We start from the raw sequence: 15,276 nt of genomic DNA, 5'->3' as shown, positions 1-15,276 counted from the left end.
TGGATGAAGGTTTACGTTTCGCAATTCGGGAAGGTGGCCGTACTGTAGGCGCCGGTGTTGTTGCGAAAATTATCGAGTAATAAAGTTAAATTGTGTTGGCATGAGTTACTGATTCATGCCAATTAATTTAGGCCAGTAGCTCAATTGGCAGAGTGGCGGTCTCCAAAACCGCAGGTTGGGGGTTCGATTCCCTCCTGGCCTGCCAACTTACAAGTGAATATGAAAAGTTCGAACGAAAAGCAAAGCAATACGAAAGATATATTTTCATGGATTGCTGTAGTTCTTATAACTGCAGTGGCATTTTTTTGTACATATTACTACACTTTTTCAGGTCCAATTCTGTCAATAATATGGCTTGGGTGGCTATTATTGACTTTATTTTTTGGCTATATGACAACTGCAGGTAAACAAGTTTTTAAATTCGCTCAAGAGTCAAAAGTTGAATTGTTAAAAGTCGTTTGGCCAACTCGCCAAGAGACGATACAGACAACAACCATTGTTATTGTTATGGTTGCAGTGACCGGATTTATACTCTGGGGTGTCGATTCAGTGATGATGTGGGCAATTGCTAAAATAACGCATTTAGGGTGAATTCGGTGGAAGAACACAAATCGAAACAATGGTACGTTGTACATGCCTATTCAGGTTATGAGAATTTCGTTATGCGCGAAATTAAATCTCGCGCTCAACATCACAATTTAGAGGATAAAATTGGTGAGGTTGTTGTACCTTCAGAAGAAGTGATTGAAATGCGCTCGGGCCAAAAGCGCAAAAGTACACGTAAGTTTTTTCCTGGCTATGTATTAGTGAACATGGTTATGGATGATCAAACCTGGCACATGATAAGAGCAATACCAAGAGTTCTAGGTTTTATTGGTGGAACCAGCCAAACTCCTACCCCTATTACTGATAAAGAAGCCCGTGCAATTATGCAGCGTGTTGAAGATGGTGTTACTAAACCAAGACCCAAAATTCTGTTTGAGCCAGGTGAAGTGGTTCGCGTTAAAGAGGGTCCTTTTGTTGACTTTAACGGAGTAGTAGAAGAAGTCAATTATGAGAAAAATAGATTAAGAGTAGCTGTCCTGATTTTTGGACGCTCTACTCCGGTGGAACTTGAATTTAGTCAAGTAGAGAAAACTTAGTTCGCTAAGGTGCCCTGATAACTTTTAAATATTAAATTTAACAAGAGTTATCGGGGTTATTTTGTGTAAAAAAGGGGAGCCAGAGATTTAAAAAAGGAAAGTAATTCATGCTTTCTCTAAAACTGGCGCATGACCCATGAGGAGTAAATATGGCAAAAAAAGTAGAAGCTTACATTAAGTTGCAAATTCCAGCAGGTAAAGCAAATCCAAGTCCACCGGTAGGCCCAGCATTGGGTCAACGTGGTGTTAACATTATGGAATTCTGCAAAGCGTTTAACGCAGCAACTCAGCAAATGGAGCAAGGATTACCTACTCCGGTTGTAATTACTGTGTATAGTGATCGTAGTTTTACCTTTATCACTAAGACACCACCGGCTTCTGTTCTGCTGAAAAAAGCTGCAGGTATTCAAAGTGGAAGTGGCACACCCAACACTAAAAAAGTGGCTAAACTTAACGTCAAACAACTTGAGGAAATTGCGAAGATTAAAGAACCTGATTTAACTGCAGCAAGCTTAGCAGCAGCAGTTAGAAGTATTGCAGGTACTGCGCGCAGTATGGGTATTGACGTTGAAGGTTTAGAGTAAGGGGGATGCCATGGCAAGAGTATCTAAAAAACAAAAGAAGATTATAGAGACAATTAAGTCAAATCATTTATATAGCGCGAGTGAAGCAATTAACCTGTTAAAGCAATTTGCTTCAACCAAATTTCGCGAAAGTTTAGATATAAGTGTTAACCTGGGTGTTGATCCTCGTAAATCCGATCAGGTTGTACGTTCATCAACTAACCTACCTAAAGGTACTGGAAAAGTTGTACGTGTAGCTGTATTTGCACAAGGCGATAATGCAACTAAAGCTAAAGATGCTGGTGCTGATATTGTTGGATTTGAAGATTTGGCTGACAAAATCAAAGGTGGTGCAATGGACTTCGATGTTGTTATTGCTACACCAGATGCGATGCGTATTGTTGGACAGCTAGGTCAAGTTTTAGGGCCAAGAGGTCTGATGCCAAACCCCAAAGTTGGCACAGTAACTACTAATGTTGAAGCTGCAGTGAAAGATGCAAAATCAGGTCAAGTACGTTATAGAACTGACAAGAATGGTATTATTCATTGTACTGTCGGAAAAGTAGACTTTACTGCTGAAGACATCATTGAAAACATAGTTGCTTTAATTAATGATCTTAAAAAAGCAAAACCTGCTTCTGCTAAAGGTCAATATTTAAAGAAAATCTCTTTATCTACAACTATGGGCCCTGGTATAGCTATTGATATTTCATCAATACCTGTGTAATATAGTCACCCATTTTTAAGAATTCACGGCATAGATTTGGTTCCATGCCGTCGAAGACCGCAGGTGCTAATGCTTAATTTCCTGCGCAGACGGTGAACCGGCTCCAATTTTAAAAGAGACGGCCACCATAACTGGCAAATCCTTGTGATTTGTATAATTAGGAGGTCAGTAACGTGACATTAAATTTAGCTGAAAAAAAAGCTGTTGTTGAAGAAGTGACCGAGGTCGCATCAAAGGCTATTTCGGCAGTTGTTGCTGATTATCGTGGTTTAACCGTTAATCAAATGACGCAGTTGCGTAGTGAAGCACGCAAGTCCGGTGTTTATCTTCGTGTTGTTAGAAATACATTAACACGCAGAGCTTTTAAAAATACTGAATTTGAATGCTTGAATGACTCGCTTGTAGGCCCGTTGTTCATTGCATTATCACTGGAAGCACCTAGTGATGCTGCAAGACTACTTAAAGAATTCACTAAGACATTTGACAAACTTGAGATTAAAGCATTATCAGTAGGCGGAAAAGTATATCAAGCAAATCAGATTGATGCTGTTGCTAGCTTACCGACTCGAGATGAGGCAATTGCCAAGTTGATGTACGTGATGAAAGCGCCAATTGAGAAATTTGTCAGAACTCTTGCTGAGCCACATGCTAAATTAGTTAGAACCTTAGCAGCAGTAAAAGATAAAAAAGCAGGTTAAATCTCATTTAATCATTAAATTAATTTTAAATCAGGAGCTAGTAATGGCTGTGTCAAAAAATGATATTTTAGAAACCATAGCAAACATGTCTGTTATGGAAGTTGTTGAATTAATCGAAGCTATGGAAGAAAAATTCAACGTTTCTGCTGCCGCTGCTGCTGTTGCAGTTGCTGCTCCAGCTGCTGGTGCTGCTGCTGCCGCTGCTGAAGAACAAACAGAGTTTACTGTTGTTATGACCAGTTTCGGTGCAAACAAAGTTAACGTAATTAAAGCAGTTCGTGGTATTACTGGTCTTGGCTTGAAAGAAGCTAAAGACTTAGTAGAAGGTGCTCCTTCAACAATTAAAGAAGGTGTATCTAAAGATGAAGCTGCTAACATCAAGAAAGAACTTGAAGAAGCTGGTGCTTCAGTAGAAGTTAAATAATAAAGTTATATCAGTGAGATAGAACCCAGCCATGGTTTTCATGGCTGGGTTTACGTGTTTGAGTCATCAATAATTTACAGAGGAAACACCATGGCCGTTGCAGAAGCTAAACCTCAATATTCGCATGCTGAGAAAAAACGATTTCGCAAAAGCTTTGGTAAGCAGGCCGATAAAATGGCAATACCAAATCTGCTTGAAATTCAACTTAAATCCTATAGGGATTTTCTTCAGGCTGATAGCAAGTCAAACGAACAATTTAATACAGGATTGCATGCTGCATTTTCTTCTGTATTCCCGATTGAAAGCTTTTCTGGCAATGCACGACTGGAATATGTTGGTTATAAGTTGGGTGAACCAGCGTTTGATGTTCGTGAATGCAAATTGAGGGGCTTAACCTATTCTGCACCACTAAGGGTCAAAATCAGACTTGTTGTTCTTGATAAGGACGCAAGCGAAGATCCTAAACCAATCAAAGATATTAGAGAGCAAGATGTTTTTATGGGTGAAATACCTTTAATGACTGATGTTGGTACATTTGTGGTAAATGGTACCGAGAGAGTTGTTGTTTCTCAATTACATCGTTCTCCTGGTGTGATATTTGAACATGATAAGGGCAAAACCCATTCATCTGGTAAGTTATTGTATTCTGCACGTATTATACCCTACCGTGGATCATGGTTAGATTTTGAATTTGATCCAAAAGACTGTGTTTATGTTCGAATTGATAGAAGACGTAAATTACCAGTAAGCATTTTATTAAGAGCCTTAGGATACGAAACAGAGGATATCCTGAGTGAGTTCTTTGAAATGACAAGCTGCCATCTTAAAAATGGTGAATACCATATTGATTTAATTCCTCAACGACTTCGAGGTGAAATTGCTTCGTTTGATATTCTTGTTCCTGAAACAGGTGAGCTCATTGTAGAACAAGGTAGAAGAATTACTGCGCGTCATATTAAACAAATGGAAAAAGCTCAGATGAAAGATCTGATTGTTCCACGTGATTATTTAATAGGTAAAACATTAGCTAAAAATATTATAGATACTTCTACTGGTGAGTTTATTGCACAAGCAAATGATGAAGTAACTGAGGAGACTCTCGATCTCATGGCTACCAATGGAATCCATGAGTTTGACATGATTTATACTAATGACTTGGATCATGGTTCCTATATTTCAGATACATTGAAAATTGATCCTACTTCAAGCCAGTTAGAGGCGCTTGTTGAAATTTATCGTATGATGAGACCAGGTGAACCACCAACTAAAGAAGCAGCTGAAGCCCTGTTTAAAAACTTATTCTTTGTTGATGAACGCTATGATTTATCAGCCGTTGGTAGAATGAAATTTAATCGACGTGTTGGTAGAAAAAATGATGATGGCCCAGGTACTTTGACTAAAGAAGATATAATGGCTGTTATCAAGACATTGATCGATATAAGAAATGGTATTGGTATGGTGGATGACATTGACCACCTAGGTAACCGAAGGGTTCGTAGTGTTGGTGAAATGACAGAAAACCAATTTAGAGTCGGTCTTGTACGTGTTGAAAGAGCAGTTAAGGAACGTTTAAGTTTGGTTGAATCTGAAAATCTGATGCCACAAGATTTAATCAATGCAAAACCAGTTTCTGCTGCAATTAAAGAATTTTTTGGCTCAAGCCAATTATCACAGTTTATGGACCAAGTTAATCCATTATCAGGTGTGACACACAAACGTAGGGTTTCTGCATTGGGCCCAGGTGGTTTAACACGTGAACGAGCAGGCTTTGAAGTTCGTGACGTTCATACCACACACTATGGACGTGTTTGTCCTATTGAAACACCAGAAGGTCCAAATATTGGTTTGATTAATTCATTATCTGTTTATGCTAGAACAAATGATTATGGATTTATTGAGACTCCATGCCGTAAAGTAATCAATGGCCGTGTGACGGATGAGATTGAATATCTATCAGCCATTGAAGAAGTTGATCAGTATATTGCACAATCGAGCGTGGCTCTTGATAAGGATGGAAATATTCTTGCAGATCTAGTGCCCTGTAGACATCAAAATGAATTTTCATTGACTACACCGGATAAGATTAACTACATGGATATTTCACCCAAGCAGATCGTTTCTGTTGCTGCTTCTTTAATTCCATTCTTGGAGCATGATGATGCGAACCGTGCTTTGATGGGATCAAACATGCAGCGGCAAGCAGTGCCGACTTTACGTTCTGAAAAACCTCTAGTAGGTACAGGAATGGAACGTATTGTTGCTTCTGATTCAGGAGTTTCAGTAGTTGCAAAACGTGGTGGGGTAATTGATCTTGTTGATGCGTCGCGTATCGTTGTTCGCGTGAATGATGATGAGACTACAGCTGGTGAAACAGGTGTTGATATTTACAACCTGACTAAGTACTTCCGCTCAAACCAGGATACATGTATTAATCAACGTCCAATTGTTAATACCGGCGATATAATTCAAAAAGGAGATATCTTAGCGGATGGTCCTTGTACTGATATGGGTGAATTAGCTCTAGGTCAAAATTTATTGGTCGCCTTTATGCCGTGGAATGGATATAACTTTGAGGACTCTATCCTTATATCCGAACGTATTGTACAAGATGACCGATTCACGACGATTCATATTGAAGAGTTAACTTGTATTGCACGTGATACCAAATTAGGCACTGAAGAAATTACTGCTGATATTCCAAATGTTGGTGAATCAGCACTTTCTAACTTAGATGAAGCTGGAGTGGTTTATATCGGAGCTGAAGTTAAGGCAGGCGATATTCTGGTTGGAAAAGTTACTCCTAAAGGTGAAACCCAACTTACTCCTGAAGAGAAGTTGTTACGAGCAATTTTTGGTGAAAAGGCTTCTGATGTTAAAGACTCTTCATTACGCGTTCCATCAGGAATGAATGGTACGGTTATTGATGTTCAAGTATTTACACGTGATGGCTTAGAAAAAGATGCGCGTGCGAAAAGCATTGAAGAGGAACATTTAGCTCGAGTTCGTAAGGACTTAGTTGATGAGCGACGTATTCGTGAAGAAGATATTTACCATCGTGTAGCGAACATTGTACTTGATAAGGTAGCAACAGGTGGTCCAGGAAATCTGAAACCAGGATCCAAAATAAACCAAGAATATCTGGATAAGATAGGTAGAGAGAAATGGTTTGATATTCGTCTTGAAAATGATGTAATCAGCCAGCAATTGGAACAACTTTCAAAACAGCTTGAGCTGTTGTCTAAAGAAATGGAAAAGCGTTTCAATGATAGCCGTAAGAAAATAATTCAAGGAGATGATTTAGCTCCTGGTGTATTAAAAATTGTTAAGGTATATCTTGCTGTGAAAAGACGTATTCAACCAGGTGATAAAATGGCTGGTCGACATGGAAACAAAGGGGTTATCTCTATTGTAGTTCCGGTTGAAGACATGCCGCATATGGAAGATGGAACAGCTGTAGATATTGTTCTTAACCCATTGGGTGTCCCTTCACGTATGAACATTGGACAAGTGTTGGAAACCCATCTTGGTTTAGCTGCAAAAGGTTTGGGAAATAAAATTGCTCAGATGCTTGATTCAAAACAAAATGCAGCTGAAATCAAATCGTTTTTGAATAAGATATACAACCATGATGATGTACAACGCGTACATCTGGATTGTCTGAATGATGAAGAGTTATTCCGATTGGCAGATAATCTGCGAGCTGGTGTACCGATGGCAACACCTGTTTTTGATGGTGCTTCTGAAGAAGAAATAAAACGCATGCTGCAGCTGGCAGATTTGTCTTCTGATGGCAAAACCTTCTTGATTGATGGTAGGACTGGAAACAAATTTGATAACCCAGTAACTGTAGGTTACATGTATATGTTGAAACTAAACCATTTAGTTGATGATAAGATGCATGCTCGCTCAACTGGCTCATACAGCCTGGTAACGCAACAACCATTAGGTGGTAAAGCACAGTTTGGTGGTCAGCGCTTTGGGGAGATGGAAGTATGGGCTCTCGAAGCTTATGGTGCAGCTTATACATTACAGGAAATGTTGACTGTGAAATCAGATGACGTTGGAGGTAGAACAAAAATCTACAAAAATATTGTCGATGGTGATCATCGTATGGACCCAGGAATGCCTGAATCTTTCAACGTATTATTGAAGGAAATTCGTGCACTTGGAATAGATATCGAACTCGAACACGATTAACTTTTTCAGCGATACATACTGATTAACAAATTTTTGGAGGCATAGACTTGAGTACTCTAAACGACGATCCAATGAATGAACCAATGAGAAAAGCACCTGTAATGAGCGATTTGCTCGGCATCCTTAAGCAACAGGGACAAAGTGAAGAGTTTGACGCAATTAAAATTGCGTTAGCCTCTCCTGAGCTAATTCGTTCATGGTCATATGGTGAAGTAAAAAAACCCGAAACAATTAATTACCGTACATTTAAGCCTGAGCGCGACGGCTTATTTTGTGCCAAAACCTTTGGTCCAGTAAAAGATTACGAGTGCTTATGTGGTAAATATAAGCGACTCAAGCATCGAGGCGTTATCTGCGAAAAATGTGGTGTCGAGCTTGCACTGGCTAAAGTACGTCGTGAACGTATGGGACATATTGAACTTGCAAGTCCAGTTGCACATATCTGGTTTTTGAAGTCATTACCTTCCCGAATTGGTTTATTACTTGACATGACTTTACGTGACATTGAACGTGTTCTTTATTTTGAAGCGTTTGTTGTCGTCGATCCAGGAATGACAGAACTTGAACGTGGCCAATTGCTGAATGATGAAGTATATCTTGATGCAATGGAACAATATGGTGATGAGTTTGATGCACGAATGGGGGCTGAAGCCATTCGCGATTTACTTCGTCAAGTTGATTTGGAAGAAGAAATCAAGAGCTTGCGTGAAGAATTACCAACTACAAGTTCTGAAACAAAAATTAAGAAAATCACGAAGAGATTAAAGTTACTCGAAGCATTCTATGATTCTGGCAATAAGCCAGAATGGATGATCATGGATGTATTACCTGTTCTACCACCAGATTTAAGACCTTTAGTTCCATTAGATGGCGGTCGTTTTGCCACATCTGATTTGAATGACTTGTATCGACGTGTTATTAACCGAAATAATCGTTTGAAGCGTCTTCTTGATCTGAATGCACCTGATATTATTGTGCGAAATGAAAAGAGAATGTTGCAGGAATCAGTGGATGCGCTTCTGGATAACGGGCGTCGTGGCCGTGCGATTACAGGTACAAACAAAAGACCACTCAAATCCTTAGCAGATATGATTAAAGGAAAGCAAGGTCGTTTCCGTCAAAACCTGTTAGGTAAGCGTGTAGACTATTCAGGACGTTCGGTAATTGTGGTTGGTCCGACTTTGAAACTGCATCAGTGCGGTCTTCCAAAGAAAATGGCTCTTGAATTATTTAAACCATTCATATTCAGCAAACTCGAATTTAGAGGCTTGGCTACAACAATTAAAGCCGCCAAAAAAATGGTAGAGCGTGAAGAGTCAGTTGTTTGGGATATTTTAGACGATGTTATTCGTGAGCATCCTATCCTGTTGAACCGTGCACCCACATTGCATAGACTAGGTATTCAAGCATTTGAACCGGTACTGATTGAAGGTAAAGCGATACAATTGCATCCTTTGGTTTGTACTGCATATAACGCGGACTTTGACGGTGACCAAATGGCCGTTCACGTGCCATTGACTTTGGAAGCACAATTAGAAGCGCGCTCATTAATGATGTCTACCAATAATATTTTATCACCTGCGAGTGGTGAGCCAATTATTGTTCCCAGCCAAGACGTTGTACTCGGGTTATATTATTTAACTCGAGAAAAAGTTAATGCATTAGGTGAAGGGAAGATTTTTGTCAGTGCGCAGGAAGCTCAGAATTTTTACGAGTCAGGACATCTTGATATCCATGCTAAAATTAAAATCCGCATGCCTAAGGACGACGGGGATGGACATCATCTGGTGGAAACTACAGTTGGTCGCGCTATTCTTGCCGAGATTCTTCCTAAAGGTATGACTTTTGCAACGATAAACCGTACCATGACCAAGAAAGTTATTTCGAAGGTTATTGATAGTTGCTATAGAAATTTCGGTTTGAAAGAAACTGTAATTTTTGCTGATAAGTTAATGTATACAGGCTTTAAGTATGCGACACGTTCTGGCGTATCAATTGGTATTGAAGATATGGAAATACCTGATGATAAAGCCAGTATTATTGAGCATGCTGATAATGAAGTTCGTGAAATTGAATCTCAATTCCGTTCAGGTTTGGTAACCAATGGCGAACGTTACAACAAAGTAATTGATATTTGGTCCAGAACAAACGAATTAGTTGCTAAATCCATGATGAGCAAAATAGCAACTGAAGAAGCTCGTGATGCAAAAGGTAATCTGGTTAGACAAGAATCATTCAATCCAATCTTCATGATGGCTGATTCAGGCGCTAGGGGTTCTGCAGCGCAAATTAGACAGCTTGCTGGTATGCGTGGATTGATGGCTGCACCAGATGGCTCGATTATTGAAACACCAATTACTGCTAACTTCCGTGAAGGTCTGAACGTATTCCAGTACTTTATTTCAACGCACGGAGCGAGAAAAGGTCTGGCAGATACGGCGCTAAAAACAGCTAATTCCGGTTACTTAACACGACGTTTAGTTGATGTGGCGCAAGATGTAGTGATAACTGAAGACGATTGTGGTGTTAATACTGGTATTTTAATGCAACCTCTGATTGAAGGTGGCGATATTGTTGAGCCCCTACATGAGCGTGTATTAGGACGGGTAGTTGCTTCAGATGTTTACATTCCTAACCAAAGCGAGCCTGTGGTTACTGCAGGAACATTATTGGATGAAGAGTGGGTTGAAAAGCTGGAAAAACAAGGCGTGGACCAAATCATGGTTCGTTCACCGATTACGTGTCAAACTCGATTTGGATTATGCGCTAAGTGTTATGGCCGTGATTTGGCAAGAGGTCATCTTGTTAATACCGGGGAAGCTGTAGGTATTATTGCTGCCCAATCAATTGGTGAGCCTGGAACGCAGTTAACAATGCGTACTTTCCATATTGGGGGTGCTGCATCAAGAGCCACAGCAGCAAATAATATTCAGATTAAAACCAAAGGGGTTATTCGTTTACATAACATTAAAACAGTAACGCATGAAAATAAAAATCTGGTTGCTGTATCGCGCTCTGGTGAAGTAACAATAGTTGATGAGTTCGGACGTGAGCGTGAACGTTATAAGCTACCTTATGGTGCGGTAATTTCAGTGCATGATAATTCACCTGTGGAAGCTGGACAAGTTATTGCAACTTGGGATCCGCATACTCACCCAGTTATTTCTGAGGTAAGTGGTTATTTGAAATTCGTCGACCTAATCGATGGTATTACCATGAACCGACAAACTGATGAATTAACCGGTTTGAGTAATATTGTAGTTATCGATGCAAAACAACGCAGTGCCGCAGGTCGTGATTTACGACCTATGGTAAAACTAGTTACTGAAAATGGTGAAGATATTTATCTTGCTGGTACTAATGTTCCTGCCCAATATTATCTGCCTGTAGATGCTATCGTTAATTTTGAGGATGGCAGCCATGTGGGAATCGGAGATGTTATCGCACGTATCCCTCAAGAGCGTTCCAAAACTCGCGATATTACAGGGGGTCTACCAAGAGTAGCTGATTTATTTGAAGCGCGTAAACCTAAAGATTCAGCAGTTATGGCTGAAGTTTCGGGAATGGTTAGTTTTGGTAAGGAAACAAAAGGTAAGAGAAGATTACTTATTAATGTTTCTGAAGATCAATGTCATGAAGAATTGATACCAAAATGGAGACATATTTCTGTCTTCGAAGGCGAACATGTTGAGCGTGGTGAGATTATCGCTGAAGGTGCACTTAATCCACATGATATATTACGATTGTTGGGTGTTGGTGCATTAGCGAACTATATCGTAAATGAGGTACAAGATGTATATCGTCTACAAGGTGTAAAAATTAATGACAAGCACATTGAAGTAATCGTACGACAAATGCTGCGTAAACGAGTTATTACTTTTGCTGGGGATTCAAAATTCTTAGTAGGTGAGCAAGTAGAAGAAAGCGTCTTATTGCAAGAAAATGACAAGCTTATGGCTGAGGAAAAACAAATCGCTAGAGGTACACCTATATTGTTAGGTATTACAAAAGCGTCATTGGCAACTGAGTCATTTATCTCTGCTGCTTCGTTCCAAGAAACAACAAGAGTACTAACTGAAGCTGCTGTAAGTGGTAAAGTTGATGATTTACGTGGATTAAAAGAAAACGTGATGGTTGGGCGCTTGATTCCTGCAGGAACAGGTTATGCATATCATCAAGGCCGTAAGGCAAAAAGAGCTAAGGCTGCAGCCGGTGAGCACCCAGTGCATACTGTTACTGCAAGTGATGTTGAGCATGCGTTAAGTGAAGCATTAAACGCAGACAATCAAGAACACTAGTTCGGATTCGAAAAAACGGCAGATTAAACTTGACAAATCTGCCGTGGCTATATAGAATCCGGCCTCCTTATGCATTCGAAATAATCAAAAGAGACAGATCGGAGTTAAGTATAAATGGCTACTATTAATCAGTTAGTAAGAAAGCCTCGTGTGGACGTAAAGAAGAAAAGTAACGTACCAGCGCTGGAATCATGTCCACAAAGACGCGGTGTGTGTACACGCGTTTACACTACTACACCTAAAAAACCTAACTCAGCTATGCGTAAGGTTGCTCGTGTACGTTTAACCAATGGATTTGAAGTTTCATCATATATTGGTGGAGAAGGCCATAACCTTCAGGAACACTCAGTTGTTCTTATTAGAGGTGGTCGTGTTAAAGATTTACCTGGGGTGCGTTATCACACGGTACGCGGTAGCTTGGATACATCAGGTGTTAATGATCGTAAACAAGGCCGTTCGAAATACGGTACTAAAAAACCAAAAGATAAAAAATAACTGATTGTAGGAAATTGAAATGCCTAGAAGAAGAGAAGTCCCTAAAAGAGAAATTTTGCCAGATCCTAAACATCATAGTGAATTGTTAGCAAAATTTATTAACGTGTTAATGGTCAGTGGTAAAAAGTCTACTGCTGAAAAAATAATATACGGTGCTTTATCTGTTTTAGAAGAGCGCGTAAAGAAGCTTAAAAAAGCAGATGAAGACGAAGGTGAATCAGGTTCTGCAAGTGGTTCAGCTACTGTTCTTCGCTACTTTGAAAATGCTTTGGATAATGTTCGCCCAAGCGTGGAAGTTCGTTCGCGTCGAGTTGGTGGTGCTACATATCAAGTTCCAGTTGAAGTAAGAACAGATCGCAGCATTGCTTTGGGTATGCGCTGGATCGTTCAAGCTGCTCGTACTCGTGGTGAAAAAGGTATGATGTTACGCCTAGCCGGTGAACTGATGGACGCTTATGAAAGCAAAGGTTCCGCAGTGAAAAAACGTGAAGATACACATAAGATGGCAAAAGCTAACCAGGCGTTTGCGCATTTTAGATGGAACTAAGAGAGAGAGGGTAATCCGTGTCTACTCCATTAAAACTATATAGAAACATAGGAATTGCAGCGCACGTTGATGCTGGAAAAACTACCACAACTGAGCGTGTACTGTACTATACGGGTATGTCTCATAAAATTGGTGAAGTTCATGACGGCGCTGCAACAATGGACTGGATGGTTCAGGAGCAAGAGCGTGGCATTACCATTACCTCAGCAGCAACAACTTGCTACTGGTCTGGGATGGACAAGCAATTTGAACCTCATCGTATTAATATTATTGATACCCCAGGACACGTTGACTTCATGATTGAGGTTGAGCGTTCATTACGTGTACTTGACGGTGCTGTTGTTGTGTTCGACTCAGTATCTGGTGTGGAACCACAGTCAGAGACTGTTTGGCGTCAAGCAAACAAATATGGTGTACCACGTATCGTATTTGTTAATAAGATGGATAGGATGGGGGCAAACTTCCTTCGTGTAGTAGCCCAAATTAAGCAAAGATTGGGTTCAAATCCTGTCGTTGTTCAATTACCTATTGGTGCAGAAGAAGAATTTAAAGGGGTTATTGACCTCATTAAAATGAAGGCAATTCATTGGGATGAAGAAAATAAAGGTATGACATTCCAATATAAAGAAGTGCCTGAAGATCTCAAAGAACAATGTGAAGAATATCGCGCTCTACTTATTGAAGCTGCTGCAGAAGCAACTGAAGAGCTGATGGAAAAATATCTTGAAGGTGAAGAACTTACCGAAGAAGAGATCAAAAAAGCGTTGCGGCAACTAACAATAAGCAACACAATTGTTCCGGTTTTTTGTGGTTCAGCTTTTAAAAATAAAGGTGTTCAAGCAGTTTTAGATGGTGTAATTGAATATTTACCTTCCCCGACTGATATTCCTGACGTTCAAGGTGTAGATGAAGATGGGGAACCCGCTTCTCGTAAAACAAGTTATGATGCACCATTTTCTGCTTTAGCTTTTAAAATTGCTACAGATCCATTTGTTGGAACTTTAACCTACTTTAGAGCATACTCAGGTGTTTTAAAGAGTGGTGATACAGTTTACAACTCAGTGAAGGCAAAGAGAGAGCGTATAGGTCGTTTATTACAGATGCACGCAAACTCGCGTGAAGAAATTAAAGAAGTAAGGGCAGGAGATATTGCTGCCGCTGTTGGACTAAAAACAGTAACAACAGGTGATACCTTATGTGATACTGAAAGTGTTGTCATTCTAGAAAGAATGGACTTTCCAGATCCGGTAATCGCAGTTGCTGTTGAGCCAAAAACTAAAGCAGACCAAGAAAAAATGGGTATTGCTCTTGGTAAATTAGCTCAAGAAGACCCATCATTCAGAGTACATACAGATGAAGAATCAGGACAAACGATTATTGAAGGTATGGGTGAACTTCATCTGGAAATTATTGTTGACCGCATGAAGCGTGAGTTTAATGTGGAAGCCAATGTGGGTAAGCCTCAAGTTGCTTATCGTGAAACACTGAAACAAACAGTGGAACAAGAAGGTAAATTTGTTAGACAATCTGGTGGACGCGGTCAATTTGGACATGTGTGGTTGAAAATTGAACCTCAAGAGCCTGGAAAAGGTTATGAGTTTATCAATGAAATTGTTGGTGGTGTTATTCCTAAAGAATACATACCAGCTGTTGATAAAGGGGTTCAAGAGCAAATGCAAAATGGCGTTATTGCTGGATATCCAGTAGTAGACGTTAAAGTAACCTTGTTTGATGGTTCATTCCATGAAGTAGATTCTAGTGAAATGGCGTTCAAAATTGCTGGATCAATGGGTTTCAAACAAGGTGCATTAAAAGCCAAACCAGTTTTACTTGAACCAATTATGAGTGTTGAAGTAGTTACTCCTGAAGACTACATGGGCGATGTTATGGGCGACCTTAATAGACGTCGTGGTCTTGTGCAGGGCATGGAAGATTCACCAGCAGGAAAAATTGTTAGAGCTGAAGTACCACTTGCAGAGATGTTTGGTTATTCAACCGATTTACGTTCTGCTACCCAAGGAAGAGCAACATATACTATGGAATTTTCTAAGTATGCTGAAGCTCCAAATAACATTGCTGAAGCAATTATTAAGAAACAATAAAAAGTTAAAACGAGGTTATTGAAATGGCGAAGGAAAAATTTGAGCGTAAGAAGCCACACGTAAACGTTGGCACGATTGGTCAC

12 protein-coding genes and 1 tRNA gene are annotated in these 15,276 nt (G+C 39.9%); all 13 read left to right on the top strand.

The features are described 5' to 3' along the window. A partial coding sequence (locus A8O27_RS18615) for an EF-Tu C-terminal domain-related protein (RefSeq protein WP_207384450.1) occupies positions 1-80 on the top strand: 80 nt, incomplete at its 5' end. Between the two features lie 49 nt (positions 81-129). Then, a tRNA-Trp gene (locus A8O27_RS17515) sits at positions 130-205 on the top strand. Positions 206-219: 14 nt separating this feature from the next. Continuing rightward, positions 220-591, top strand: a complete 372-nt coding sequence (gene secE / locus A8O27_RS17510; RefSeq protein ID WP_058459054.1) for a preprotein translocase subunit SecE — start codon at positions 220-222, stop codon at positions 589-591. Between the two features lie 5 nt (positions 592-596). Next, positions 597-1,142 carry a transcription termination/antitermination protein NusG gene (gene nusG, locus A8O27_RS17505; RefSeq protein ID WP_058459055.1) on the top strand — a complete coding sequence of 182 codons (546 nt, stop codon included), beginning with the start codon at positions 597-599 and terminating at the stop codon, positions 1,140-1,142. A gap of 149 nt (positions 1,143-1,291) precedes the next feature. Beyond that, positions 1,292-1,726: a 50S ribosomal protein L11 gene (rplK, locus tag A8O27_RS17500; RefSeq protein WP_010654844.1), complete on the top strand. Its 435-nt coding sequence runs from the start codon at positions 1,292-1,294 to the stop codon at positions 1,724-1,726. 10 nt (positions 1,727-1,736) lie between these two features. Next, a complete protein-coding gene (gene rplA, locus A8O27_RS17495) occupies positions 1,737-2,432 on the top strand; it encodes a 50S ribosomal protein L1 (protein WP_058459056.1) in 696 nt (231 codons plus the stop codon). A gap of 173 nt (positions 2,433-2,605) precedes the next feature. Then, entirely contained in the window at positions 2,606-3,130 is a 525-nt protein-coding gene (gene rplJ / locus A8O27_RS17490) for a 50S ribosomal protein L10 (RefSeq protein WP_058459057.1), read from the top strand. Between the two features lie 43 nt (positions 3,131-3,173). After that, a complete protein-coding gene (gene rplL, locus A8O27_RS17485; RefSeq protein WP_058459058.1) occupies positions 3,174-3,554 on the top strand; it encodes a 50S ribosomal protein L7/L12 in 381 nt (126 codons plus the stop codon). A gap of 90 nt (positions 3,555-3,644) precedes the next feature. Continuing rightward, positions 3,645-7,751: a DNA-directed RNA polymerase subunit beta gene (gene rpoB, locus A8O27_RS17480; protein WP_058459059.1), complete on the top strand. Its 4,107-nt coding sequence runs from the start codon at positions 3,645-3,647 to the stop codon at positions 7,749-7,751. Positions 7,752-7,852: 101 nt separating this feature from the next. Next, the gene (gene rpoC / locus A8O27_RS17475) at positions 7,853-12,049 is read left to right on the top strand and encodes a DNA-directed RNA polymerase subunit beta' (RefSeq protein WP_058459062.1); all 4,197 of its coding nucleotides are present in this window, start codon (positions 7,853-7,855) and stop codon (positions 12,047-12,049) included. Between the two features lie 114 nt (positions 12,050-12,163). After that, positions 12,164-12,544: a 30S ribosomal protein S12 gene (gene rpsL, locus A8O27_RS17470; RefSeq protein WP_010654837.1), complete on the top strand. Its 381-nt coding sequence runs from the start codon at positions 12,164-12,166 to the stop codon at positions 12,542-12,544. Between the two features lie 19 nt (positions 12,545-12,563). Continuing rightward, positions 12,564-13,091 carry a 30S ribosomal protein S7 gene (gene rpsG, locus A8O27_RS17465; RefSeq protein WP_058459060.1) on the top strand — a complete coding sequence of 176 codons (528 nt, stop codon included), beginning with the start codon at positions 12,564-12,566 and terminating at the stop codon, positions 13,089-13,091. 17 nt (positions 13,092-13,108) lie between these two features. Further along, positions 13,109-15,193, top strand: coding sequence for an elongation factor G (gene fusA / locus A8O27_RS17460; protein ID WP_058459061.1), 2,085 nt, complete (start codon positions 13,109-13,111; stop codon positions 15,191-15,193). The last annotated feature ends 83 nt before the right edge of the window (positions 15,194-15,276 follow it).

Source organism: Legionella bozemanae (genome assembly GCF_001648595.1).
Taxonomy (GTDB): domain Bacteria; phylum Pseudomonadota; class Gammaproteobacteria; order Legionellales; family Legionellaceae; genus Legionella; species Legionella bozemanae.
Note: the sequence above shows the minus strand (reverse complement) of the source record. Positions and strands in the feature narration are given on the sequence as shown.